This is a genomic window from Rothia nasimurium (assembly GCF_004569295.1).
Classification (GTDB): domain Bacteria; phylum Actinomycetota; class Actinomycetes; order Actinomycetales; family Micrococcaceae; genus Rothia; species Rothia nasimurium_B.
Genome location: NZ_SPQC01000002.1, coordinates 73,309 through 97,533, shown reverse-complemented (window position 1 = coordinate 97,533; position 24,225 = coordinate 73,309). Strand labels below are relative to the sequence as shown.

General features: G+C 60.1%; 23 protein-coding genes and 3 tRNA genes. 8 read left to right on the top strand and 18 right to left on the bottom strand.

What is annotated here, in order from left to right; translation table 11 throughout:
• Positions 1-146 precede the first annotated feature (146 nt).
• Positions 147-1,001 (top strand): pyridoxal kinase PdxY, encoded by an 855-nt coding sequence (gene pdxY / locus E4U03_RS01075; protein WP_135011144.1) that lies wholly within the window; start codon positions 147-149, stop codon positions 999-1,001.
• Here the strand turns inward: pdxY and E4U03_RS01070 are convergent.
• From E4U03_RS01070 to E4U03_RS01060, 3 genes are all read right to left on the bottom strand, one after another.
• Positions 991-1,713: a sirohydrochlorin chelatase gene (locus E4U03_RS01070; RefSeq protein ID WP_135011143.1), complete on the bottom strand. Its 723-nt coding sequence runs from the start codon at positions 1,711-1,713 to the stop codon at positions 991-993. The two genes, pdxY and E4U03_RS01070, sit on opposite strands and share 11 nt — an antisense overlap.
• A gap of 62 nt (positions 1,714-1,775) precedes the next feature.
• Entirely contained in the window at positions 1,776-2,072 is a 297-nt protein-coding gene (locus E4U03_RS01065) for a hypothetical protein (protein WP_135011142.1), read from the bottom strand.
• A gap of 124 nt (positions 2,073-2,196) precedes the next feature.
• Positions 2,197-3,003: an SDR family oxidoreductase gene (locus tag E4U03_RS01060; RefSeq protein WP_135011141.1), complete on the bottom strand. Its 807-nt coding sequence runs from the start codon at positions 3,001-3,003 to the stop codon at positions 2,197-2,199.
• 50 nt (positions 3,004-3,053) lie between these two features.
• Here E4U03_RS01060 and valS point away from each other — a divergent pair, with 50 nt between their 5' ends.
• Positions 3,054-5,690, top strand: coding sequence for a valine--tRNA ligase (gene valS, locus E4U03_RS01055; protein WP_135011140.1), 2,637 nt, complete (start codon positions 3,054-3,056; stop codon positions 5,688-5,690).
• A 370-nt stretch (positions 5,691-6,060) separates the two neighbouring features.
• Here the strand turns inward: valS and E4U03_RS01050 are convergent, their stop codons facing one another.
• From E4U03_RS01050 to E4U03_RS01005, 11 genes are all read right to left on the bottom strand, one after another.
• Positions 6,061-6,690 carry a DsbA family protein gene (locus E4U03_RS01050; protein ID WP_135011139.1) on the bottom strand — a complete coding sequence of 210 codons (630 nt, stop codon included), beginning with the start codon at positions 6,688-6,690 and terminating at the stop codon, positions 6,061-6,063.
• A gap of 77 nt (positions 6,691-6,767) precedes the next feature.
• Entirely contained in the window at positions 6,768-8,051 is a 1,284-nt protein-coding gene (clpX, locus tag E4U03_RS01045) for an ATP-dependent Clp protease ATP-binding subunit ClpX (protein ID WP_135011138.1), read from the bottom strand.
• Positions 8,052-8,281: 230 nt separating this feature from the next.
• Positions 8,282-8,959 carry an ATP-dependent Clp protease proteolytic subunit gene (locus tag E4U03_RS01040; protein WP_135011137.1) on the bottom strand — a complete coding sequence of 226 codons (678 nt, stop codon included), beginning with the start codon at positions 8,957-8,959 and terminating at the stop codon, positions 8,282-8,284.
• Between the two features lie 31 nt (positions 8,960-8,990).
• The gene (locus tag E4U03_RS01035; RefSeq protein WP_135011136.1) at positions 8,991-9,611 is read right to left on the bottom strand and encodes an ATP-dependent Clp protease proteolytic subunit; all 621 of its coding nucleotides are present in this window, start codon (positions 9,609-9,611) and stop codon (positions 8,991-8,993) included.
• A gap of 168 nt (positions 9,612-9,779) precedes the next feature.
• Entirely contained in the window at positions 9,780-10,535 is a 756-nt protein-coding gene (locus tag E4U03_RS01030; protein ID WP_135011135.1) for an ABC transporter ATP-binding protein, read from the bottom strand.
• The gene (locus tag E4U03_RS01025) at positions 10,532-11,635 is read right to left on the bottom strand and encodes an iron chelate uptake ABC transporter family permease subunit (protein ID WP_245207629.1); all 1,104 of its coding nucleotides are present in this window, start codon (positions 11,633-11,635) and stop codon (positions 10,532-10,534) included. The genes E4U03_RS01030 and E4U03_RS01025 overlap by 4 nt, the downstream gene beginning before the upstream one ends.
• Positions 11,616-12,611, bottom strand: a complete 996-nt coding sequence (locus E4U03_RS01020) for an ABC transporter permease (protein ID WP_135011134.1) — start codon at positions 12,609-12,611, stop codon at positions 11,616-11,618. The genes E4U03_RS01025 and E4U03_RS01020 overlap by 20 nt, the downstream gene beginning before the upstream one ends.
• Before the next feature lie 78 nt (positions 12,612-12,689).
• Positions 12,690-13,451, bottom strand: coding sequence for an ABC transporter substrate-binding protein (locus E4U03_RS01015; protein WP_322785909.1), 762 nt, complete (start codon positions 13,449-13,451; stop codon positions 12,690-12,692).
• Positions 13,427-13,699 carry a hypothetical protein gene (locus E4U03_RS13615; RefSeq protein WP_322785906.1) on the bottom strand — a complete coding sequence of 91 codons (273 nt, stop codon included), beginning with the start codon at positions 13,697-13,699 and terminating at the stop codon, positions 13,427-13,429. Before E4U03_RS13615 ends, E4U03_RS01015 begins: the two co-directional genes overlap by 25 nt.
• 288 nt (positions 13,700-13,987) lie before the next feature.
• A complete protein-coding gene (gene tig / locus E4U03_RS01010; protein WP_135011133.1) occupies positions 13,988-15,286 on the bottom strand; it encodes a trigger factor in 1,299 nt (432 codons plus the stop codon).
• A gap of 112 nt (positions 15,287-15,398) precedes the next feature.
• Positions 15,399-15,473 (bottom strand) — tRNA-Pro (locus E4U03_RS01005).
• Between the two features lie 168 nt (positions 15,474-15,641).
• On the opposite strand from E4U03_RS01005, the gene E4U03_RS01000 reads away from it, so the two are divergent.
• Together E4U03_RS01000 and E4U03_RS00995 are read left to right on the top strand one after the other, a co-directional pair.
• Positions 15,642-15,712: transfer RNA gene (locus E4U03_RS01000), tRNA-Gly, on the top strand.
• Positions 15,713-15,717: 5 nt separating this feature from the next.
• Positions 15,718-15,788: transfer RNA gene (locus E4U03_RS00995), tRNA-Gly, on the top strand.
• Between the two features lie 40 nt (positions 15,789-15,828).
• On the opposite strand, the gene E4U03_RS00990 is transcribed toward E4U03_RS00995, so the two are convergent.
• Positions 15,829-16,578, bottom strand: coding sequence for an HAD family hydrolase (locus E4U03_RS00990; protein ID WP_135011132.1), 750 nt, complete (start codon positions 16,576-16,578; stop codon positions 15,829-15,831).
• A 460-nt stretch (positions 16,579-17,038) separates the two neighbouring features.
• On the opposite strand from E4U03_RS00990, the gene E4U03_RS00985 reads away from it, so the two are divergent.
• Positions 17,039-17,743: a hypothetical protein gene (locus E4U03_RS00985; protein WP_135011131.1), complete on the top strand. Its 705-nt coding sequence runs from the start codon at positions 17,039-17,041 to the stop codon at positions 17,741-17,743.
• Between the two features lie 79 nt (positions 17,744-17,822).
• Here the strand turns inward: E4U03_RS00985 and E4U03_RS00980 are convergent, their stop codons facing one another.
• Positions 17,823-18,701 (bottom strand): Fpg/Nei family DNA glycosylase, encoded by an 879-nt coding sequence (locus E4U03_RS00980; protein WP_135011130.1) that lies wholly within the window; start codon positions 18,699-18,701, stop codon positions 17,823-17,825.
• The gene (locus tag E4U03_RS00975) at positions 18,701-19,198 is read right to left on the bottom strand and encodes a ribose-5-phosphate isomerase (RefSeq protein ID WP_135011129.1); all 498 of its coding nucleotides are present in this window, start codon (positions 19,196-19,198) and stop codon (positions 18,701-18,703) included. The genes E4U03_RS00980 and E4U03_RS00975 overlap by 1 nt, the downstream gene beginning before the upstream one ends.
• A gap of 213 nt (positions 19,199-19,411) precedes the next feature.
• Between E4U03_RS00975 and pepN the strand changes: the two genes are divergently transcribed.
• Together pepN and E4U03_RS00965 are read left to right on the top strand one after the other, a co-directional pair.
• Positions 19,412-21,949 carry an aminopeptidase N gene (gene pepN, locus E4U03_RS00970; protein WP_135011128.1) on the top strand — a complete coding sequence of 846 codons (2,538 nt, stop codon included), beginning with the start codon at positions 19,412-19,414 and terminating at the stop codon, positions 21,947-21,949.
• A 55-nt stretch (positions 21,950-22,004) separates the two neighbouring features.
• Positions 22,005-22,466, top strand: a complete 462-nt coding sequence (locus E4U03_RS00965) for a globin (RefSeq protein WP_135011127.1) — start codon at positions 22,005-22,007, stop codon at positions 22,464-22,466.
• Between the two features lie 7 nt (positions 22,467-22,473).
• Here the strand turns inward: E4U03_RS00965 and E4U03_RS00960 are convergent, their stop codons facing one another.
• Entirely contained in the window at positions 22,474-23,166 is a 693-nt protein-coding gene (locus E4U03_RS00960) for a transcriptional regulator (RefSeq protein WP_228065666.1), read from the bottom strand.
• A gap of 117 nt (positions 23,167-23,283) precedes the next feature.
• Between E4U03_RS00960 and E4U03_RS00955 the strand changes: the two genes are divergently transcribed.
• Positions 23,284-24,177 (top strand): acyl-CoA thioesterase, encoded by an 894-nt coding sequence (locus tag E4U03_RS00955; protein ID WP_135011126.1) that lies wholly within the window; start codon positions 23,284-23,286, stop codon positions 24,175-24,177.
• The last annotated feature ends 48 nt before the right edge of the window (positions 24,178-24,225 follow it).

Sequence of the window (24,225 nt, the reverse complement as noted above, 5' to 3'; positions counted from 1 at the left end):
AGGTCTTCACCGGGGGTAATTTTTACGCATTCTAGTTTGCGTGGGTCACAGGTCGCGCACTAGGGTGCGCTATCAGGCCACGCCCCTCTGTCATCTAATGAAACGCGCGTTCCGCGGGGCACCTGGAGCGTGCCACAATGGTATTTATGCGTATTTTGTCTATTCAGTCCGCTGTTGCCTACGGCCACGTAGGTAATTCAGCCGCCGTCTTCCCCCTGCAGCGCCTTGGCCACGAGGTCATGCCCGTCAATACCGTCCTCTTTTCAAACCACACCGGCTACGGTGCCTGGCGCGGCCCGCTGATCTCGGGCGACGACGTCCGCGATATTGTCACCGGAATTGAAGAGCGCGGCGGTCTGACCGACACCGCCCTGGTCATTTCTGGCTACCAGGGTGGCTCTTCCATCGGCGACGCCATCCTCGATGCCGTTGCCAAGGCCCGTGCAGCCAACCCGAATGTCCTCTACTCCTGCGATCCGGTGCTGGGCAATGCCACCAGTGGCTGCTTTGTCTCCCCCGAGGTGCAGGAGCTGATTCGTGACCGCGTCATTCAGCACGCCGACATCATCACCCCTAACCAGTTTGAGCTGGGCTTTGTGACCGGTACCGACCCCAAGACCCTGGATGAGGTTCTCGAGTCTGTGGCTGCAGCCCAGAAAATTGGCCCCCAGACCGTGCTCGTGACCAGCATGAACACCCCAGAAACTCCCGAGGGTTCAATCCAGATGCTGGCTGTTTCGGGCGATGAGGCCTGGCTGATTACTACCCCGCGTCTGCCCATGAAGGCCAACGGCTCAGGCGACGTTACCCAGGCCCTGTTTGCCTCTCACTTCGCATCGGGTAAGAGCCTGAAGGAGGCCCTGGAACTCACCACTGCCAGCGTCTACGAACTGCTGAAGAACACCCTGGCCTCGGGCCAGCGTGAACTACAGCTGATTGAGTCCCAGCAGGCCTACGTTGAACCTGCTGAGACCTTTGAGGCTGTAGCGGTTAAGCGCTAAGAGCGGCTAAGGCTTCGGTGGCCCTCTCTAGGGCAACCGAAGCGACAACCGCAGCAGAGGCGGCGTCACCGGAGAACACCAGCGGCTCGGTGACGGCCGCTTTTTCTGTGCCCTGATAGGCCTTGATGAGCTTGCTGTGGAAATAGCCGCGGGCCAGTAGATAGGTAGAAATATATTCAGCCTGGTTGCTCTCCCAGGTCTCGTCGATGGTGGGCTCAATATCGGCGATAAAGCCGTAGGGCACCTCGCGGCTGAGTAGGGTGCTGAAAACTTCTGCCTGGTAGAGCACGGCTTCGCGGCCGTCAGCCCGGGATGAGCCCGCTGCCGCCAGGGCGATGTCGTCGTGCCCGTCCCAACCCGCTTCTTCAAGGCGCTGGCGCTGGAGCTTAGCCAGGGCTGCTGAGGGTCCTAGGGTTCTAGCGACTGCGGTGGTTAGGTGGCTGGCGTCTGCGGCGGCCTTCCTCATGTCGTGTTCGGTGTGGTAGCCCGGTGAGAGTAGCAGGGGCACCAGGACGGCGGTTGCTCCGGATGGCAGGGCCTGCAGCACCTGCGGAAGGGCGGGTTCTTGCACGTCCACGTAGGCTTCGTGCACGGTATAGGTTCCAAGGGCCTGGGCTTCAACCAGGGCGGTGAGCTGCTCACGGATAAGATTGACGGCTTCGCGGCCCCGGGGGTTATCGGTACCGTGGGAGGTGGCGACCAGGTGAATCATGGGGCTCCAGTCTGCTGCTCATACAGCACAGTGGGTGGGGCTGACCCCACCCACTGTACAACCTAGCGGTCAACAATGAAACCGCAGCGGGGCTCAGTGCTGGCGCAACTGGTGTAAACGGTTGAGCCCTCTTCCTCTAGCGGCCCGGTAATGCTGACCTGCCGTACTTCTCCGCTGTCATCCTTCCCCAGAACAAGGTAGGCTTCCCCGTCCGCATCGAGGTGCAGGCCAGCTGCGGGCTCGCCGGCCTCGTCGAAGAAGGGCTGAATCTCGAATCTGGGTTTCTCTACCGGCGCGGACGGCAGGGTACCCTCCTCTACCGGCCCGAGGGCGGGGCGGGTGCGGGGGTTGCGCTTCACGGTCATCATCTCCTTTGATTGATGACTGGTTACCGTCGTGAGCTCCCTCCTCTCATACTAAGCATGCTGGCAAGCTACTTTCAAGAAGATGACGCGGGCTCACCCCGCCCTCTGCCTGCTCCGGCTAGGAGGCTGCGGGCCGGCGAATCACCTTGTACTGGGCGGCCTGGGCGACCGGGCGCATGGTGATGTGGTCCAGGTTGATGTGCTGGGGAACGTTGACAGCGAAGGTAACAGTCTGGGCGACGTCCTCAGCCAGCAGGGGCTTCTCTACGCCCGCGTAGACCTTAGCGGCAGCCTCGTCCGACCCCAGCCGGTTACGGGAGAACTCTTCAGTGTGCACCATACCGGGGCGCACCTCAATCACACGCACGTTGTGTTCGGCCTCTTCGAGGCGCAGGGTCTCGGTCAGGGCCCGCTCCCCAAACTTGGCGGCGTTGTAGCCCGCTCCCCCTTCATAGCCGGCTTCAGCTGCGGTTGAGGTCAGGTTGAGCACGGTACCCTGGCCGTTCTCGCGCAGGGCTGGCAGGAAGGCCTTGATCATATTAAGGGTGCCAATCACGTTGAGCTCAAACATGGCCGACCAGCCAGCGGGGTCAGCGTTAGCCACAGAGTCAGCCCCAATAGCACCGCCGGAGATATTAACCAGGGCATCGAGGCAGCCGCCGGTTTCCCCCAGAATCTCCTGGGCGCGGGCAGCTACCGCATCGGCGTCCGTAATATCGAGGACGACCGGGCGCACCGAGGTGCGCGAGGCAAGTTCTTCGAGGCGCTCGGCGCGGCGGGCCACGGCGTAGACCGTCCAGCCGGTAGCGGCCATCAGCTCGGCGGTGGCACGGCCGATACCCGAGGAGGCACCGGTCACCACGGCGACCTTACCGGCCTGGGCATCGGGGGCAAAGGGATTAGCGGGAAGTGATGTAGTAGTCATAGCACTAGCCTAACCTGCAACATATTTTTATTCGTGAGAGAATAGGCCACATGGCTGAAATCAACCAGGGCACAGACACGCCCGCAGAAAACACCGTAGAAATTACCGTCCCCACGAAGCCCGGCCTTGAAGGCCTCGAAAAGAAGTTCACCGAGAACTGGGCCGCCAACAAGACCTACGCCTTCGACCCCAACACTACCCGCGAGCAGGTCTACTCCATCGACACCCCGCCGCCCACCGCGTCCGGCTCCCTGCACGTCGGTCACATGTTCTCCTACACCCAGACCGACGTCATCGCCCGCTACCAGCGCATGAAGGGCAAGAACGTCTTCTACCCCCTGGGTTGGGACGACAACGGTCTGCCCACCGAACGCCGCGTGCAGAACTACTACGGCGTACTTTGCGACCCGGCAATCCCCTACGACCCCGATTTCAAGGCTCCCGAAAAGCCCGCTAAGAATCAGCGCGACTGGCCCCGTATCTCCCGCCAGAACTTCATCGAGCTGTGCGAGATCCTGGCAGTAGAAGACGAAAAGGTCTTCGAAGAGCTCTTCACCACCCTGGGTCTGTCCGTCGACTGGTCACATACCTACCGCACCATCGACGCCCACTCCCGCAAGGTCTCCCAGCTTGCCTTCCTGAACGACCTTAAGAGCGGCGATGCCTACATGGCAGAGGCCCCCACCATGTGGGACGTCACCTTCCGCACCGCGGTAGCCCAGGCAGAACTTGAAGACAAGGAACGTCCCGGCGCCTACCACCGGATCTCCTTCCACCGCGAGAACGGCGAGAAGGTCTGGATTGAGACCACCCGCCCCGAACTCCTGCCCTCCTGCGTCGCCCTGGTAGCCCACCCCGATGACGAGCGCTACAAGCCCCTCTTCGGTACCAAGGTCACCTCTCCCCTCTTCGGTGTAGAGGTCGAAATCAAGGCCCACCCTCTGGCCCAGCCCGATAAGGGTGCAGGCATCGCCATGATCTGTACCTTCGGCGACACCACCGACGTCACCTGGTGGCGCGAACTGCAGCTGCCTACCCGCGCCCTCATCGGCCGCGACGGCCGCTTCGCCACCGACACCCCCGAGTGGATTACCTCCACCGAGGGCCGCGAACGCTACGAGCGCATGGCAGGTGCTACCGTCTTCACCGCCCAGAAGACCGTCGTTGAGATGCTGGTCGAAGCCGGCGAAATGGACGGCGATCCCAAGCCCATCACCCACCCGGTCAAGTTCTACGAGAAGGGAGACAAGCCCCTCGAAATCGTGGCCTCCCGCCAGTGGTACATCCGCAACGGTGGCCGTGACGCCGACCGCCGTGACGCCCTGGTTGAGCGCGGACGCGAAATCACCTGGCACCCCGCCTTCATGCGCTCCCGCTACGAAAACTGGGTTGAAGGCCTCAACGGTGACTGGCTCATTTCCCGCCAGCGCTTCTTCGGCGTGCCCTTCCCCATCTGGTACAAGCTCGACGCAGACGGCGAACCCAACTACGACGAGCCCATCATCCCCAGTGAGGGTATGCTCCCGGTCGACCCCGCTTCGGACGCCGCCCCCGGCTACACCGAAGACCAGCGCGGCGTGCCCGGCGGCTTCATCGCCGACCCCGACGTCCTCGACACCTGGGCCACCTCGTCCCTGACCCCGCAGATTGCCACCGGCTGGGCCGTGGACGAGAACCTGCACAAGGTCACCTTCCCCATGGACCTGCGCCCCCAGGGCCACGACATCATCCGCACCTGGCTCTTTTCCACCGTGGTACGCTCCAATTCCCTGGAGAACTCCGTGCCCTGGACCGACACCGCCCTTTCCGGCTGGATCCTGGACCCGGACCGCAAGAAGATGTCCAAGTCCAAGGGCAACGTGGTGGTACCCAACGAGGTCCTCGAAAAGTACGGTTCGGACGCCGTGCGCTACTGGGCAGCCAGCGCCAAGCTGGGTGCCGATACCGCCTACGACGAAGCCCAGATGAAGATTGGTCGCCGCCTGGCCATCAAGCTGCTGAACGCCTCCAAGTTCGTGCTCGGCCTGGGTGCCACCGCCAACTCGGTCATCACCGACCAGGCCGCGGCAGGCGTCCTCACCAACGAGCTTGACCGCTCCCTGCTAGCCCGCCTAGCCGCCCTGGTTGAAGAAGCCACCGCCGCCTTTGAGAACTATGAGTACGCCCGTGCCCTGCAGATCTCAGAGACCTTCTTCTGGCACTTCACCGACGACTTCGTCGAACTCATCAAGGACCGCGCCTACGGCAACGTCGGTGAAGCCGAACAGGCCTCCGTCCTGGCAGCCCTGGCCACCACCCTCGACGCCATGCTACGCCTCTTCGCCCCCTTCCTGCCCTTCGTCACCGACGAAATCTGGTCCTGGTGGCGAGCAAGCTCCGTGCACCGCGCCCCCTGGCCCACCACCGACGGCTTTGCCGCCGCCGTGGCGGACGCCGACCCCGCAGTCCTGCCTACCGTAGCAGCTGCCCTGGGCGGCCTGCGCAAGGCCAAGTCAGAGGCCCAGGTCAAGCAGCGCACCGAGGTAGAAACCGCAACTATCACCGGTTCAGCCGAAGACATCACCCGCATTCGCGGCGGTCTCGGCGACCTCAAGGCAGCAGGTAACGCCCGTGACCTCGCCCTCACCGAAGCAGAGGGCGAGCTGGCCGTCACTGACGTTGTGCTGATTACCGAAGAAGAGAACTAAAAACTAAGGCCCGGTTCCAGAGCTTCTGGAACCGGGCCTTAGCTTTTGGGGCGGTTAGCAACCGCCGCTAGGTGCTGGCGTCAAGCGGTGCCTGCCAGGCCTGTTCAACCAGCTGGCGAAGTACCGCCCGTCGACCTTATCGAGGTTAGTAATGTAGAGGCAGGAGGCTCCCAGTTTGTGGGGCCCGAGTTGAGAGCAGAGCTCCTCGAACTCGAAAGCTCCAGCAGCTCAAGCCCCTGAGTAACCCTACGGGGCCAGGGTAAGCCCTCGATAAAGGTGCGGGGCTGTACCTTGGTGGGGCGGGTTTTCACGTCCTTGGCGGTCTCTTGCCGGTGTGGCCTTCGGTGACGGTGACTGTGCCAGCCATAGGCTACTTCTGCTCGATGTTGAAAATCGGGCCGACGTTGCGGGGGCGCTTAATCTCAAAGAAACCGGGGTAAGAGGCCAGAGCCACAGCGCCGTCGAAGACCTTGGCGGCTTCTTCACCGGTGGGGGCAGGTGACATCACGGGGCCGAAGAAGGTCACACCGTTAATGCTCATCAGGGGCACACCGATGTCATCGCCACCAGCAGAGTCTAGACCTGCACGGGTTGAGGCCCGCATCTGCTCGTCGTATTCCTCGGTAAAGGCAACCTGGGCTAGTTCGGCGGGAAGACCCACCTCAGCCAGGGCAGCTTCGATAGCCTTCTCGAAGTAGGTGCCCTCTTTGTTCTTCTGGTGGTGAATCTGCTCGCCGAGGGCGGTGTAGAACTCATCGAGTTTCTCCTGGCCGTACTGTTCTGCCACGGCGGTAGCCACACGGGCAGGACCCCAGGTGTTGTCGATGTGCTTGCGGTAGCCCGGGTCAAGGTCGCGGCCCTCGTTCAGGACGGCGAGTGAGAAGGGGTGCCAGGTGACGGCAACATCGCGCTGGGTCTCAACCTCTTTAATCCAGCGGGAGGTCATCCAGCACCAGGGGCAGGTAGGGTCAAACCAAAAATCAACGGTATTTTCAGCCACGGGTTGTCCTTTCAATCAGGGGTGGGATACAAGAGCCCGCTGCCAGCGCGCAGAGGCACCGACAGCGGGAAAGACTTTTAGGCAGATTTTTTCTCGGGGGCTTCGAGCACCAGAATGGGGTCCTTCTCCCCCGCCACAACAGCCTCGTCGATAATGACCGAGGTGACGTCTGAGCGGCTGGGTACATCGAACATGACCGGCTGCAGAATCGACTCCATGATGGAGCGCAAACCGCGGGCCCCTGTATCTCGCTCAACAGCCTGGCGGGCAATAGCTGCCACAGCGGCGTCCTCAAAAATCAGCTCGACCCCGTCGAGGGCAAACATGCGCTTGTACTGCTTGACCAGGGCGTTCTTGGGCTCGGTTAGAATCCGTTTGAGGTCAGACTCGGTGAGCTTCCCCAGGGTTGCCAGCACGGGCAGGCGGCCAATAAATTCAGGAATCAGACCGAACTTGAGCAGGTCCTCGGGCATGAGCTTGGTGAGAATATCGCTCTCTTTAGCAGCCTGGTCAATAGATGCGCCAAAGCCGATGCCCTTGCGGCCCACTCGCCCGCCCACAATCTCTTCGATACCGGCAAAAGCACCGGCGACGATGAAGAGGATATTGGCGGTATTAATCTTGAGGAAATCCTGCTGGGGGTGCTTCCGCCCACCCTGCGGGGGAACCGCTGCCTCGGTGCCCTCAAGAATCTTGAGCAGGGCCTGCTGCACGCCCTCACCCGATACGTCCCGGGTGATGGAGGGGTTATCGGCCTTGCGGGAAATCTTATCGATTTCATCGATATAGATAATGCCGCGCTGGGCCTTTTCAATATCACCGTCAGCAGCCTGGATGAGCTTGAGCAGGATATTTTCGACGTCCTCGCCCACGTAGCCGGCCTCGGTCAGGCTGGTGGCGTCGGCAACGGCAAAAGGTACGTTGAGTTTCTTGGCCAGGGTCTGCGCCAGGTAGGTCTTACCCGAGCCGGTGGGGCCAACCAAGAGAATATTAGACTTGGCAATCTCTACGTCTTCGCCCTCGGTAGCCAAAAGCTCCTTGGCCTCAAAGGCAGGGCTCTGCTGGGCCCGAATACGCTTGTAGTGGTTGTAAACAGCAACAGAGAGGGCACGCTTGGCGGCCTCCTGGCCAATCACATACTCCTGCATATGGTCAAAGATTTCACGCGGGGTGGGGAGCTCTTCAACGGCACCCAAATCTTTCACATCGGCGAGCTCTTCTTCGAGAATCTCGTTGCACAGTTCAATGCATTCATCGCAGATGTAAATGTTGGGGCCGGCAATCAGTTTACGAACCTGTCGCTGGTTCTTCCCACAAAATGAGCATTTGGGAAGAGTGGTGCTATCGCCTAGGCGAGCCATAGACCCTACCTTTCCTTGGGTTCCTCTACCTAATCTACCGTGAAAACCTGCCTAGCCCAACATGTGACGGTTCAAGCAAGGTTACGTCTTTATGACTTAACACTTGAACCGGGCGGGCTATTCCCTCTCTACCGTCTGGCAGACAGAAGGATGCCGCCCCTGCCCTTCCCTGCCTTTGGGCAGGTGGGGCGGGAGGCGGCGTCCGCACCGAGTCTGAACGTAAGCAGTGCTTAGTCGTGCTTCTCGGCGGTGTTGAAGGAGGGCTTGACGGCCTTGCGAGATTCAAGCACCTGGTCAACGATGCCGTACTCGAGGGCGCCCTTGGCGGTGAGGATGTTATCGCGCTCGATGGACTTATCGACCTCTTCAAAGGTCTTGCCGGAGTGCAGAGCCAGGGTCTGGGCGGTCCACTCGCGCATGCGCATCACCTCGTTGGCGTGAATCTCGATATCAGAAGCCTGGCCGCCCTGCTGGCCCGAGAGGGCGGGCTGGTGAATCAGCACGCGGGCGTTGGGCAGGGCAAGGCGCTTACCGGGGGTACCTGCTGCCAGAAGGACGGCGGCAGCTGAGGCAGCCTGGCCCAGGCAGACGGTCTGAATTTCGGGGCGGATGTACTGCATGGTGTCGTAGATAGCAGTCATCGCGGTGAAGGAGCCACCGGGTGAGTTGATGTAGAGGGTGATGTCGCGGTCGGGGTCCTGGGATTCAAGCACCAGCAGCTGGGCCATGATGTCGTCGGCTGAGGCGTCGTCGACCTGCACGCCCAGGAAGATGATGCGGTCTTCAAAGAGCTTGGCGTAGGGGTCCTGGCGCTTGTAGCCGTAGGGGGTGCGCTCTTCGAAGTTGGGGAGCACGTAGCGGTCGGTGGGCATACCGGCAGGTGCGGTTGATAAAGGAAGGTGAATCATTCGTTTCTCCTGTAAAAAGTTCTGTGCCGGTTTACTTGTCGGTGGCGCTGGTGGCCGGGCCAATCTTGTCGAGAATCTTGTCGAAGAAGCCGTAGGCCAGGCCTTCTTCGGCGGTGAACCAGTTGTCGCGGTCGTTATCGCGCAGGATGGTTTCAACGGTCTGGCCGGTGCGCTCTGCGGTGATTTCGCTCAGGCGCTTCTTCATGTCGAGAATCAGCTGGGCCTGGGTGCGGATGTCGGAGGCGGTGCCGCCGATGCCACCGGAGGGCTGGTGCATGAGGATGCGGGCGTTGGGGGTGGCGTAGCGCTTACCGGGGGTACCTGCGGTGAGCAGGAACTGGCCCATCGAGGCTGCCATACCGGTTACAACGGTAACAACGTCGTTGGGAATCAGCTGCATGGTGTCGTAGATTGCCATGCCCGCGGTGACGGAGCCGCCGGGTGAGTTGATGTAGAGGTAGATATCTGCCTCGGGGTCTTCAGCTGAGAGCAGCAGGAGCTGGGAGCAGATACGGTTGGCGTTGGAATCGCGCACCTCGGAGCCCAGCCAGATGATGCGTTCCTTGAGCAGGCGGTTGTAGACGTAGTCGTCCTGGCCGCCCATGGGGGTTTCCATGGCGGGGGCCTGGTGTGCTTCAGGGGTGAAGGACATGTGTTCCGCTCCTTGTGTCGGTTGCAGCACCCGCGCGGACGCCGGTGCCAAAGATTTGCTTGACACTTAGGTTATCGCTTTTGAGGCTCCAAAAATTGCCTTTTGCCCCTCAGTTCGCTGTTGGCATGTGCCCGCTACGCTGTGAGCAAGAGCGAGCGGGCACGGGGCCTAGTGGTAGCAGGCGATGGGGCCGTTGGGGCCCTGGATTACCTGGATGGGGGTGTTGAAGATGTCGGTGAGCAGGTCATCTTGCATAATCTCTGCAACGGTTCCGAAGCGGGCTAGTTTGCCGTCCTTGATAGCGCAGATGTAGTCGGCGTAGCGGGCGGCGAAATTAATGTCGTGCAGCACCACGATGATGGTGCGGCCCAGGGTGCGGGCGGCGTTATGCAGGTGCTGCATCATCTGTACGGAGTGGGAGATGTCGAGGTTATTGAGGGGCTCATCAAGAAGTACGTAGTTGGTTTCTTGGCAGAGCACCATGGCTACGTAGGCCCGCTGCCGCTGGCCGCCTGATAGTTCATCGAGGTAGCGGTTTTCGAGGGTGGTGAGGTTAAGAAAGTCGATATAGCGGGAAATGATCTCTTCGTCTTCAGCGGTGAGTCGGCCCCCGGTGTAGGGGAAGCGCCCAAAACCCACCAATTGGCGCACGGTGAGTTTGGTGACGAAGTGGTTTTCCTGCCGCAGAATCGAGACTACTTTGGCCAGGTCTTTGGACTTGGTGGTAGCCACGTTCAGGCCACCGATTTCGATGGTGCCCGAGTCAATATCGAGTAGACGGCCTACCATGGTGAGTAGGGTGGATTTACCGGCGCCGTTAGGGCCGACCAGGGCGGTGATTCCACCTGCGGGCAGCTGAACGTCAACCGGGCCGATGTTGGTTTCACCGGAGTAGCTTTTAGCAACCTGGTGGAGGGTGATCATAATTTGCCCTTTCGAAGAATCACGATCAGGAAGGTGAGGCCACCGATGAGCTCGATAATAATGCCTACCACACCCTGGGCTGAGAAGATGTGGTTCATGATGAAGTAGGAGACCGCCAGAATGGCAAAGGAGAGCACGGTTGCCATGGGGAAGAGGTAGCGGTGGTCGTAGGTGTCGGCGAACTGGTAGGTGAGGGTCGCTACCAAGAAGCCGAGGAAGGTCAGCGGGCCGACCAGGGCGGTGGAGACCGCCATCATGATGGCGACGATGACCAGCACGATAATGGATTCGCGGCGGTGGTTGATTCCCAGGTTGGTAGCCGCGGGTGCGCCCAGGGAGAGGGCGTTGAGGGTACGAGATTTTGCGTAGAGCACCGCAACGCTCAGGACAATCAGGGGCAGGGCTACCGGGTAGTAGGCGGGGTCGGCGTTGTTGACCGAGGCGAAGAGGCGGGCGGTCAGGATATCGAACTCGCTGGGGGTCAGCATGCGCTGCATGAAGGTTGAGACAGACCCCAGTCCCCCACCCAGCACCACACCGACTAGGAGCATGACGTGCATGTTGGCCCGTTTGCCGGTCAGCAGCCAGGAGTAGAGCAAGAGGCTCAGGGCCACCATCATGATCAGCTGGAAAATAAAGGTGTCGAGGGTGCGGGCGGCAATCAGCCCGGCGGCCCCGGCGAAATAGATGGTTGCCGTGTGAATCGCGGCGTAGAGGGCCTGAAAGCCCAGAATACCGGGGGTGATGATGCGGTTGTTGGTCACCGTCTGAAAAGCCACCGTTGCCACAGCCTGGCAGACAGCGGCCACAGCCATCGCAATCAGGGCGTTGGAGCGGCGTTCAGCAATGAGCCACCACTTGGGGGTGCCGTTCTCAAAGGGGTTGGCGTAGGCCAAGAGCCCAAAGGCTGCCAGCGCAGCGGCAACGGTAAGCACTGCCAGGAGCACCCAGTAGGTGCGAGCAGCAACCGGGGTCTTGAAAGCCCCAGCGCTACGGGAGGTGCCTGCCCTGCGGGAGGCAGGGCGGGCGTCCGCACCGGCGCTCATCTCGGGCAGCGCGGACGCACCCACCCGGCTTTCTTTACTTGCCTGCTGATACACGGGGCCGCCCCTTCACAATCAGACCAATAAAAACAAGAGCACCCACGATACCCAGAATCACCGACACCGGGATTTCGAAGGGGGCGATAATAGTGCGCCCAATCAGGTCGCAGACAGTCACGACCCCGATACCGGTCAGGGCAACCCAGGGTAGATTAGAGCGCAGATCATCGCCGCGGAACATACTGACGATGTTAGGAACGATCAACCCCAGGAAGGGCAGGGACCCGACCACCACGGTCACCACACCGGTGGCGATAGCAATCAGGGCGGTGCCTACCAGCATAATCTGGGCGTAGTTGAGCCCTACGTTCGTGGCAAATTCCTGGCCCAGACCGGCAACGGTCAGGCGGTCGGCGTACCAGAAAATCACCGCAACAACCAAGAGTACTAGCCAGAGCACCTCGTACTGCCCCTTAATCACAGACGTAAAACTGCCCGCGAACCACACACCCAGGTTCTGCAGCAGATTGGTCTGGAGGGCAAAAAAGGTGGTGAAGGCCGAAACAACGGCACCCAGCATCATGCCCACAATGGGAACAATCAGGGACGACCTGAGTGAAACCCTGCGTAGGAAGAGAAAGAAGACCATCGACCCGATAAAAGCGAAGACGATTGCCGCCGTCATCTGCTGCAAGAGGTTTGCTGCCGGGAAGAAATAGAGCATAAAGAGCAGGCCCAGACTTGCCCACTCGGTGGTACCGGTGGTGGGTTCCACGAACTTGTTCTGGGTCAGCATCTGCATCACCAGCCCGCACATGGCCATGGCTGCCCCGGCAAGCACCAGAGCAACGGTTCGGGGTATGCGGGTGATGGCGAACATGGCAGCGCCGTCAGCCTTGTTGAAGATGTCGTACTCCCCCGTGAACAAGGAGAGCACGAGCAGGGCAACAATTCCTAGGCTGGCTAGCAGGAATTTGCCGCTGACCAGGGAGTTCCTGGTGTGGCTAACTCGGGTGGTTTCGGTGGTCGTCATAAAAGCCCTCAAGGAGTCACCCCGCCGCGAGGGCAGGATGACTCCTTTTTCATCGGTTATAGGGTCTCAGCCGGTGCCTTACTTGGCGACTTCGAACTTATCGGCAAGATCGTTGAGAATCTCGGTGTAGGTGATGATGGATTCGTTGGTGTAGGTGTCAGCCGGAGCGTAGGCAATCTGGTTCTTGGTGATTGCGGTGACGTTGGCCAGAGCTGAGCTACCGGCGATGACGTCTGCGGCAGCGGGTGAACCTTCATCAGTGCTGGTGCCAGCATCGCGGTCAAGAACCAGCAGCCAGTCGGGGTTGGCTTCTGCGATAGCCTCAACCGAGATATCGTCGCCCTGGTGGTTGTCAGATGAGCCTTCAACTTCGAGGGCGGGCTTGAGGCCCAGCATGTCGAAGACGGGGCCGTAGGTGCGGCCGATGGAGGGGGCAATGTAGCCAATTTCGCCGCCGGAGACGTTGACGGCCATAACGGTGGATTCGCCGTCGTAGGCGGCCTTAGCGCGGGCTAGAGCGGCGTCGAAGTCTGCAATAAGCTGATCAGCTTCAGCCTGCTTGCCGAAGACCTCACCCAGTACGGTGACCTGGCGCTTGAGCTCTTCGTCAAGGGGCTGGCCCTTACGGGGTTCAAGTTCGAGAATGGCGGCCTGGGGGTTCAGTTCCTTGATGGCATCATAGTGCTGGGAGAAGCGCTGGCCGTTGACGATCAGGTCGGGCTCTTCAGCAGCGAGCAGTTCAAGGTTGGGCTCGCGGTGGGTTCCGATGTCGGTGATGGACGAGTCGTTCTTGTAGGTCTCGACGGTTGCAGGAATCAGGGGGATGGGGGCTGCAACCAGGTCGATATCCCAGGACTCGAGAACCTCAAAGGTGCGGTTATCGGTTGCGGCGACCTTCTGAGGGGAACGGTCACGGTAACCTCACCGTAGTTATCGGTGACGGTAACGGTGCCAGCTGACTGACTGGCAGAAGCTGAGGTGGACGCGCTGGATTCAGAGGACGCGTCTGTGGTGCCCGCGCCACAGGCGGTGAGCGCCAGTGCTACAACGGAGGTGGCTACGAGCAGGGAGATACGGTTGGCCTTCACGGATTTTCCTATATCTGTTAGTGGTGTGTACTTGGTAAGCCTCAACATCTTATAAGGCTTAACTTACCTAAGATTAGTTAGCCCCACCTTACTTTTTCAACCTCAAAACCCCTATTACGAAATATTTTTTTAACTTATTTGCCGTATTTGACTTCTAATCACCCAGGTCATCCTCTTTTAGGCAGCGGACGCCGGCACCTGCGGCAGCACAAAGCCCCCGCAAGAACCCAATCAGGGTCTTGCGGGGGCTTGAGCTAGAAAAGTTTTAGAGCCTCAAGAGGCAAAAACTTATTCGGCGTCTGCGGTCTCACCCAGGAAGGATGAGAGGTCAACGGCCTTGCCGTCCGCGTCCTTAACCTCAGCCTGAGCCAGAACAGCTGCCAGAGCCTTTGAACGGCGAACCTCGCCAACAATCATGCCGGACTGGCCTGAGCCGTCGAGCATCTGAGCGAACTGGTTGGGGTCCATGCCGTACTGCTGGCTCATGGTGATGATGTAATCAATGAGCTCAGCCTGCTCGACAGAAACTTCTTCCTTCTCAGCAATAGCGTCGAGGATGATTTCGTTCTTGAAAGCACGCCCGGTGTTCTCGCGAATCTCTGCGCGGTGCTCTTCGGTGTCGTGGTCATCGTCCTGGCCGGGGGTGTTGAAGTGCTGAGCCAGCTGGTCTTCAATAACCTTCTCGGGAACGGGGATTTCAACCAGTTCAACCAGAGCGTCAAGAACCTTGTCGCGTGCTTCTGCACCCTGCTCGGCAACCTTGGAATCAGCAGCCTGCTTCTTCAGGTCTTCCTTCAGTTCAGCGATGGTGTCGAACTCTGAAGCCAGCTGAGCGAAGTCGTCGTCAGCCTCGGGCAGCTCGCGCTCCTTCACAGCGGTGACCTCAACCTTAACGGTTGCTTCTTCACCTGCGTGCTCGCCACCGGCAAGCTTGGTGACGAAGGTGGCATCCTCACCAGCGGAGAGGCCAAGAACAGCCTCATCCAGACCGTCCAGCATGGTGCCGGAGCCAACCTGGTAGGACAGGTCGTTAGCGGCATCAACCTCTTCGCCATCAATCTCAGCGGCGATGTTAATGGTCAGGAAGTCCTCGTCAGCTGCGGGGCGGTCAACAGCCTTTAGGGTGCCGAAGCGGCCGCGCAGGGCATCGAGAGCCTTCTGCTCGTCTTCTTCGGTAACCTCTACGCTTGCAACCTCAACCTTGATACCTGAGTAGTCAGGTAGTTCAATCTCGGGGCGGACGGTGACCTCGATGGTCAGCTTCACGTCAGCTTCGCGGTTGCCCTCTTCAGGCTTAGAAACGATGTCGAGCTCGGGCTGAGCCAGGGGGGTCAGCTCATTCTCAACCAGGGCCTGCTGGTAGAAGTTGTTCAGAGCATCGTTCAGAGCGTTCTCAACAACAAAGTCAAAGCCTGCACGCTGATCGATGAGAGCCTTAGGGGTCTTACCCTTACGGAAACCGGGAACCGAAATCTGGTTAGCCAGTGACTTGTAGGTACGGTCAAGGTAGGTCTTGAACTCAGCGAAGGGAACCTCGACCTCAATCTTTGCGAGGGTCGGGTTGATCTTCTCGACGGCAGTCTTCACGTCCGTTGATCTCCTGATAACTTGATTGGAACCGCCACCCGGAAAAGAGTGGGGCTAGATATAACGTTCTATAGAAAAACCCGCCGTTTCCGGCGGGTCGTTCTATTTCACGTCGGGGTGACAGGATTCGAACCTGCGATCTCCTGCTCCCAAAGCAGGCGCGTTAGCCAAGCTACGCCACACCCCGATTTGCACGGAAGGCACCACCCAGTTTAGCGGTTCAACCGCCCAAAACCTAACTCGCGCCCCGATTACGCCCAGGGCGTGTTGAGAAACGCCAGCGCCACCCTGATTTGACAAGGCCTCGTTCGACCAGGTTTACTGGAAAACGTCCACAACGCTGGGCACCCCATTCGGGGATGTAGCTTAATGGTAAAGCCTCAGTCTTCCAAACTGATTACGCGGGTTCGATTCCCGTCATCCCCTCTCACGCGGCTGTAGCTCAATGGTAGAGCGCACGCTTCCCAAGCCTGATACACGGGTTCGATTCCCGTCAGCCGCTCGCTTCACGGACACTCTTCGGAGTGGCCGTTTTTGCTTCCCTAGAAAAACCGGCGAGCAACAGGGGCAGGTGCATCCAACAGCTCCACCAGGTCGCGCACCTTCACGCTCCCCCTCGCCACCTTCTGACCGCGGCGGTGCCGGTTAACCCAGGCAGCCTGCAGACCCGCCCGAGCCGGGGCGGCAACGTCCGCAATATAGTTATCGCCCACATGCACAGCAAAAGCCGGGTCCACCTCTAACTGGGCACAAACAAACCGGAAAATATAGGGATTGGGCTTGCTCATGCCTACCCTCTCCGAAGAAAACAGGGGCATATCGTGCAAGCCGATAGCATCGAGCTTCTTCTGCTCAGTCAGCTGGGACCCGTTAGAAAGCACCGCCACCTGCAGATGCCCAAACCGGTGGCCGAGCTCCTCAAAAAACCGATCAACCTCAGCAAAAGGAGCCCAAGCCTTACGGGTTTCCTCCTGTAGGGTCGCCAAAAACTTCTGAGCCCGGTCAGCGCTCTGCTGCTCCCCCGTCATCAGGTGCAAGAGACTCGACGTGCGAAACAAGCGATTTTCGTCAAAGACCTGCTCACCGGCCAAATAGCGCTGAAAATCCTCACGCTGAATATCGGCCCAGGCCTGGAAGTAGCTCTGGCTGTCGTCGATTTCTCCCTCAAAACCAAACTCCCGAACAGCCCGGTTAAAACCCACTGCGGTTGCTGTATCGCTATCGAGCAGGGTGCCGTCTAGGTCGAAGAGCACCAGGTTGGCCTGCCCCAGCAAGTATCCGGTATCGCGCATAGCAGCCCTTCGATGTCATAATGGCGTTTAACTCTTCACCAGCATATACGTTGGCCCCTTTCATTAAAGGAACACCCCACCGTCAAAGCGGCCCCAGTACCTTCAAGCTCGCCCGAATCAGTCGCCCGAACCACCGCGGTACCGGTACCTTCAGCCGCTGAGGCACCTACTTCCCAGCCAGTGGCCCCTGCTCCCACCGAAACCCCGGTACAGGCCATCAACCCGCCGGTTAACAGCGGAGCAACCACCCTCATCACAGACCTCGCCCCCTACCAGACTGGCGGCGCATCGGCTTTGGTTTGTGCTGAGCAACTCTATCAAGGACCTCAGTGGCTAAGGCCCCATCTCAGCTCAGTCAGATTTCACCCAGGGTATGCTTACCGGGGTGGGCCAGCGGGTGTCTTTCCCCTAGGATGGGGAGTAGACACCCACACCTTTCAACCACGAGATTGACTCCCCCATGGCTTTAGCACCCACCCCCGCTCGTTTCGCCCCGGCCTACGCCCTGCTTGCTACCGGCATCCTGATACTGACAGGCTGCGGGAGCAGCCAGACCGCCACCTCAACCACCAGTATGCCCGCAGAAACAGAGGTAAGCGTCTCAAGCAGTGCGCCCCCGAGCCCATCGGCCAGCGCTAGCCCCAGCCCCACCGCGGAGCCCACAACAGAAACAGCCAGCGCAGCACCCTCTGCGGTTGAGATCGCGGTACCGTCCCCTAGCGCCACGGCCCTGACTCCCCCGGTCAACGATGGCTTTACCATCGACCCGGTTTCTCTGGTAACCACCGATCTTGTAACGGGCACCCCGGTGGCTGACCTTGCAGCCTACAACTTTGCGGCGGCAGACCAGCCCTCTGTCGTCTTCCAGACTCCTGACCCCCAGGTAGCCTGCCTGATGCAGACCTACGGGGTATTTTGCATGACCGATGACTCAAAGAACTGGGTCCTACAGTCGGTGTCGATGGGCCCTGGCGATACCCAGCCCCGCACGGTTCAGGCCCGCGGCCGAGCTGCCACCCACGACTGGTTCAAGACCAACACGGTGCTGCCCGAGGGGCAGTCCATCAGCTGGATGGGCATGACCTGCACAACCACCGGCCCGGTGAGCGTACAGTGCAACGACGGCACCACAGGCTTTAACCTCTCTGACCTGGCAGACCGCTAAAACCTAGACACAAGTAGGGCCCCGGTGATACAACCGGGGCCCTACTTTTCTCGTCTGAGCCTACAGCTAGGCTAGTTACCTAGTGCTGGCAGCCCGGGCACCAGTAGAGCTTACGGCCGGTCACTTCTTCCAGCGCAATAGTTGCCCCACAGCGGGGGCAGGTCTGGCCCTGGCGGTGGTACACGTAGTTAGCGTGATCAGGCCAGGCCTCGGTTTCCGGGACACCGGGCCTGTCGGCGGGATCAGTGGTGATGATGCGACCTACACGCACGCCAATTTCCAGCAGGTGCTTATTATCGTTCCAGAGGGCTTCAAGCTGCTGGCGGCTGCATTCTTTAGCCGGAGTAAAGGGATCGATGCCGGTGCGGTAAAGGGATTCTGCCCGGAAGATGTTTCCTACCCCCGAGATGGCCTTCTGGTCCATAAGAACTACACCGATAGGCCGACTGGTCTTGGCTGCCGCAGCGTAGAAGGCGGCCGGGTCGGCGTCCTGGTTCAGGGGGTCGGGGCCCAGCTTGGCACGCACTTCCCCCACTTCCTCGGGGGTGAGGGTTCGGCAGATGGTGGGGCCCACCAAGTCTGCCCAGCCGTGCTCTGAGACCAGGCGGACGCGGGTGGTCGGCCGGGGTGCAGGAGGTTCGGCGGAGAGTTCGGCCCGGTGGTCCTCTTGCTCACCAATTTTGCGGGGAGCACCAATCGAGGAGGCCCCTGTAAAGTGCTCGTCACCGCCGAAGGTGAAGGCCCCGTAGATTCCCAGGTGGACGTTGAGGTAGAGCTCGTTGGAGAAGCGGGCGAAGAGGTGCTTGCCGTGGGCGAAAGCCGAGCCGAAGGTATGACCGTCGAGCAGGGCGGCGCCGTCCGCAAATCTTCCCTGGGGGCTGGTGACCGCCAGCTGGGCACCGGCAAAAACGTCGGTGAGCTGGCGGGCCAGGCGGTGGATTGAGTGCCCTTCTGGCATTAGTTCTCGTAGCTGTCGATCTGCTTGCCGGCGATGGCGCCGGCCTGCTCGTATTCGGCCATCTGACCGATGCGGCGGGCGTGGCGCTCTTCATTGGTCCACTCGGTGGTGAGGAAGACCTTGATGATCTCGAGGGCTTCTTCCTTGGTATGCTGGCGTCCGCCCACTGCAACGACCTGGGCGTTGTTGTGTTCGCGGGCCAGGGCTGCGGTGTCGTGGTTCCATGCCAAAGCAGCACGGATGCCTTCAACCTTATTAGCAGCCATCTGCTCGCCGTTGCCGGAGCCACCCAGCACAATACCCAGGGAGTCAAGTCCCGCTGCGCGGTCTGCGCGGACGGCGAGCGCCGCGTTGATGCAGAAGCTGGGGTAGTCGTCGAGGGCATCGTATTCAGCGGGTCCGTGGTCGACCATCTCGTAGCCGGCCTCGGTGAGTGCTTCGATGAGGTAGTGGCTAAGTTCTAGGCCTGCGTGGTCGGTTGCGATGTGTACACGCACGGTGTCTCCTTTGGTCGTGGTGGGTGGGGGCCGGTTGACCGCACTGAAATTTAGTTATGTGAATCACTGGCAAGCACATAGAATTGGGAAGGTATGTGCTGTGTATTGCCCTATATACGATTGTAGGTCACGTGCAGCTCCCCCGTGGCTTGTTTTCTGTGGTTTGCAGATGGGCAGGCCTCTAACTTCAGATTTGATTGACAAGGATTCCTCATGCCTGGAATGAATTTGACCCGTGCCGAAGCTGAGAAGAGAGCATCTGTGGTTCAGCGTGTGCATTCGTACACGGTTGAGCTTGATTTAACGCGCGGTGAGCGGGTCTTTGGTTCTCGTACGGTGGTGCGTTTTGATGCGGTTGCCGGAAGTGAAACCTTTATCGATGCGATTACCGATACGGTGCACAGTATTGAACTCAATGGTGAGTCGGTGCCGGTGACCGCTGCTGACGGTGTGCGTATTGCCCTGCCGGCGTTGGCTGAGAGCAATGAGCTGGTGATTGATGCCGATATGCTCTACACCAATACCGGTGAGGGTTTGCACCGCTTTGTGGACCCGGTGGACGGCGAGGTTTACCTCTACTCGCAGTTTGAGGTTCCTGATTCCCGCCGTGTTTACCCGGTTTTTGAGCAGCCTGATTTGAAGGCTGAATTTGAGTTTATTGTGACTGCCCCTGCCCACTGGGTAGTGGTGTCTAATCAGCCTGAGACTTCTGTTGAAGAGGTGGCGGACGGCAAGAAGAGGACTTTTGCGCCTACCCCGCGTATCTCGTCCTACATCACCGCAATTATTGCCGGCCCCTACGCTAGCGTGCACTCCTCACTCACCAATAGCGAGGGCCGCGAGGTGAAGCTGGGTTGCTACGCTCGTCAGTCCTTGATGGAGTACCTGGATGCCGATGAGGTCTTCCATATCACCCGCCAGGGTTTTGAGTTCTTTGAAGAGCAGTTCTCAACCCCCTACCCCTTTGAGAAGTACGACCAGCTCTTTGTGCCCGAGTTTAACGCCGGTGCTATGGAGAATGCCGGTGCTGTGACCTTCTTGGAGAACTACATTTTCCGGTCTAAGGTGACCGAAGCGATTGTTGAGCGGCGCGCTATCACCATTTTGCACGAGCTGGCCCACATGTGGTTTGGTGACCTGGTGACTATGAAGTGGTGGAACGACCTGTGGCTCAATGAGTCTTTCGCTGAGTTTATGTCGACTCTGGCAGCTGCTGAGAACACCCGCTTTGCGCCTGAGGCCTGGGCTACTTTCTCGGCCTCGGAGAAGACCTGGGCCTACAACCAGGATCAGCTCTCCTCTACCCACCCCATTGTTGCCCCGATCCGTGACCTGCAAGATGTTCAGGTCAACTTCGACGGCATCACCTACGCTAAGGGCGCCTCTGTGCTGCGTCAGCTGGTGGCTTGGGTAGGGCAGGATAACTTTATGGCCGCCCTCAAGGTCTACTTCGAGAAGCATGCCTACGGCAACACCGTGCTCGATGACCTGCTCGATGAGCTGGAGGCGACCAGCGGACGCGACGTGCGCGCCTGGTCAAAGCTCTGGCTGGAGACCGCCGGGGTCAACACCCTGACCACCGAGGTCGAAGAGGCAGAGGACGGCACCATTACCCGCCTGGCCCTGCGCCAGACCTACGCTGAGGGCTTTGAGACCTTGCGCCCCCACCGTCTGGTCATTGGTTTCTACAATCTCGACGGGGAGGTGCTCACCCGCACCGACCGCCTAGAAATCGATGTGGATGGCGAAGTTACCGAGGTTCCCCTGGCCGTTGGTGCCAAGCGCCCCGATTTGATTCTGGTGAACGACGAAGATTTGGCCTACGCCAAGATTCGCCTGGATGAGCGGTCTCGTGCTACCGCCGTTGCCCACCTGGGTGCCATTGACTCGTCCGTTGCCCGCGGCGTGGTCTGGGGTTCACTCTGGGATACCGTGCGCGATGCCGAAATGCCCGCCCGCCAGTTTGTTGAGCTGGTTCTGGGTAATATCGGGGCAGAGACTAATTCCACCGCCGTCCGCACCCAGCTTCTCAACCTCGAGAACACCCTGCGTGCCTACCTGAACCCCGCCCATGCTGAGGCTGTTCGGGCTGAGGCCGCTGACCGTATCTGGCAGCTGGCTCAGGCAGCTGAGGCCGGTTCTGATAACCAGTTCCAGTTGGTCGGTACCTTCGCCCGTCTGGCACACACGTCAGACCAGCTCGATGCTGTAGCTGCTCTGCTCGATGGTACTACCGTTCTAGAAGGTCTGGAGATTGATACCGACCTGCGCTGGAACCTGCTGGGATCTCTGGCTGCGGGCGGACGCGTTACCGCAGCAGAGATTGACGCTGCCCTGGCTGAGGACAACACCTCAAACGGCCAGCAGGCAGCTGCTACCGCCAAGGCTGCTATCCCCACCGCTGAGGCCAAGGCTGAGACCTGGCGGGCTGTGGTGGAGACCGGCGAGCTCTCTAACATCGTGCAGCGCTCCGCTATTCTCGGCTTCTACCGCGGTGCCCCCGAGTTCTCAGAGCCCTACATCGACCGCTACTTCGAGGCTATTGAGGGGGTCTGGCGCGAGCGCTCCCACGAGATTTCAAGCCAGATTATCGGCGGGCTCTTCCCCCGATTCTACACTCAGGAAGTCCTGGACAAGGCCGAGGCCTACCTGGCTGGCCTGACCGAGGACGCCGCGGCCCTCAAGCGTCAGGTAGCAGAAGGACGCGACTCCCTGGCTCGTGCGCTGAAGGTTCAGGCCGCAGACCGCTAGGTCCTGAGCCATAAGGTAACTGCTGACGATAAGGGGCGGGAGTAGACTGGTGGGTATGAATTTACCCAACCCAGCCTTCCGCCCCTTATCTGCACCCGGCGAGGCCAGCGTCCAGACCTCACCCGCGACCGAAACGGTCGATGAGCGCTCTTTCTACTACCAGGTGGGTGGGCGACCGGTTTTTGAGAAGCTCTGCCGCGAGTTCTACTCCCGTGTGGCAGCTAACCCTGAATTTCGCGCCATGTACCCCGAGGAAGACCTGGGGCCAGCTGAGCGTCGGCTCTTTATGTTCTTGGAGCAGTACTGGGGCGGGCCCAAGACCTACCAGGCAGAGCGCGGCCACCCGCGTCTGCGCATGCGCCACAGCCCTTTCTATATCGGCCCCAAAGAACGCGATACCTGGCTCAAGTACATGCGGGAGGCCATGGACACCCTAGAGCTAGCTCCCCTGCACGACGCCGAAATGTGGGTCTACTTTGACCGGGCAGCCCATGCCATGCAGAACCGGGCCCAGTAGCTAAGTTTTAGGCTGAGGCAGCCGAGTAGACCAGTACGTGCCCTGCCCGGGCCGAGATGCGGGCCCAGCGTCCGCTGGTGAAAACGGGCATGGGTTCGGTAGCCCGCGGTGGTAGGAACCCGAGCACCTCAAGGGCAAAAGCAGCGCCGGTGGGTAGGCTCACCGTCGTATCGGGGGCTTGTAGAGGTGAAGACCAGATACGGGAGCGGACGGTTGCCACCACCGCATGCCCCGGGTTAGCGGGCAGGGCCCCGTCTACCGCGGCAATACCTTCCTGGGCCGCTGCCCGGGCATGGTCAGAGAGGTAAAACCCTTTCTTTTCCCAGCCGCTACGCGGAGCGGTACGCCCGGCCCAGGGGGTGGTCACGGTAACCGGCGGGAGGGCCAGGGCCAGCCCGGCCTCTTCAATACGGGCGAGCCGGTCAAGAAGAGCCGATGCTTCAACCGTGAGATCAACCTCGGCAGGCTGGGCCAGTTTGATAGCGCGCAGACCAATCACCGTGGGCGTCGAATCGAGCAGGGTTTCAGGTGCAAGCACGCACACCGACACCCCCAGCACCTCACCGTTAGCCTGTAGGCGGACGGCAGCCTGGGGGTCCACAGAACGGGCCCGGGTCAGGTGGGTCGCCAGATCACGGGCAGTTGTAACATCGGGTAGGTAAATATAGTCGGTGTAGTCAGAGAGTTTTAGCTCGGTCATATCACTAGCTTTCAAACGAGTTTATGCGGTCTGTTCTCCCACCACCCTATCGCAGAAACTCATTTGCGCTTCCAGTGGGATGAGAAAAATGGGGCTACCTGTGAGTAGAGTGTAACTATGAGTCACGAAACCCTAGAAAGTCTCTCCCCTACCCAAAAATTACTGGCCATGCTCAAGCTCACCCCCGGTGGAGCGTCCGCCCACGAGCATGTCTTTAGCGCCCTGACCCTCACCAAGGAATCCCCGCGTATTTTCGGCGGGCAGGTGCTCGCCCAGGCTGTTATGGCTGCTGCCCATACGGTCGACGATAAAACTCTGCACTCCCTTCATGGCTACTTTCTACGCCCCGGTGACGTAGAAGGCGATCTCTCCTACGGGGCCGAGCCCCTCAACGACGCCAGATCATTTTCCACCCGCAGGGTACAGGCCTACCAGGGCGGGCAACCAATCTTTTCCTGTATTGCTTCCTTCCAGGTGCCTGCCCCTGGGCCAGACCACGGCGCCAGCATGCCGCAGAATATCCCCGCGCCCGAGGGTCTGCCCACCGCAGCTGACCTGCTGGAGCATCTACAGGTCCCCATTGCCCAGAAGGTTGCCTTCTCCCGCCCCTTCGACGTCCGGCATGTGACTTCCCCGCTGTACACCACTCCCGGCCAAGAGAAGCAGCCGGTGAATATGGTCTGGTTCAAAACCTTCGAGCCCCTGCCCGATGACCCTGCCCTGCATCAGGCTGCCCTGGCCTACGCATCGGACTATACCCAGCTTGAACCGGTTCTACGGCAGCACGGCAAGACCTGGCTTGAACCCGGCATGAAGGTGGCCTCGCTAGATCACGCCATATGGTTCCACCGCCCGGCCCGCGCCGATGAGTGGTTGCTACTGGTTCAGGAGTCCCCCAGTGCCCAGGACTCCCGAGGTCTCTCTGTGGGTAAGGTCTTCACCCGCGACGGCCAGCACGTAGCCACCGTAACCCAGGAAGCCATGATTAGGTTGCCAGAGTACCGCGATTAGTAAACAGGTAAAGAAAATCCCTCCCACCGGTGAAGGTGGGAGGGATTT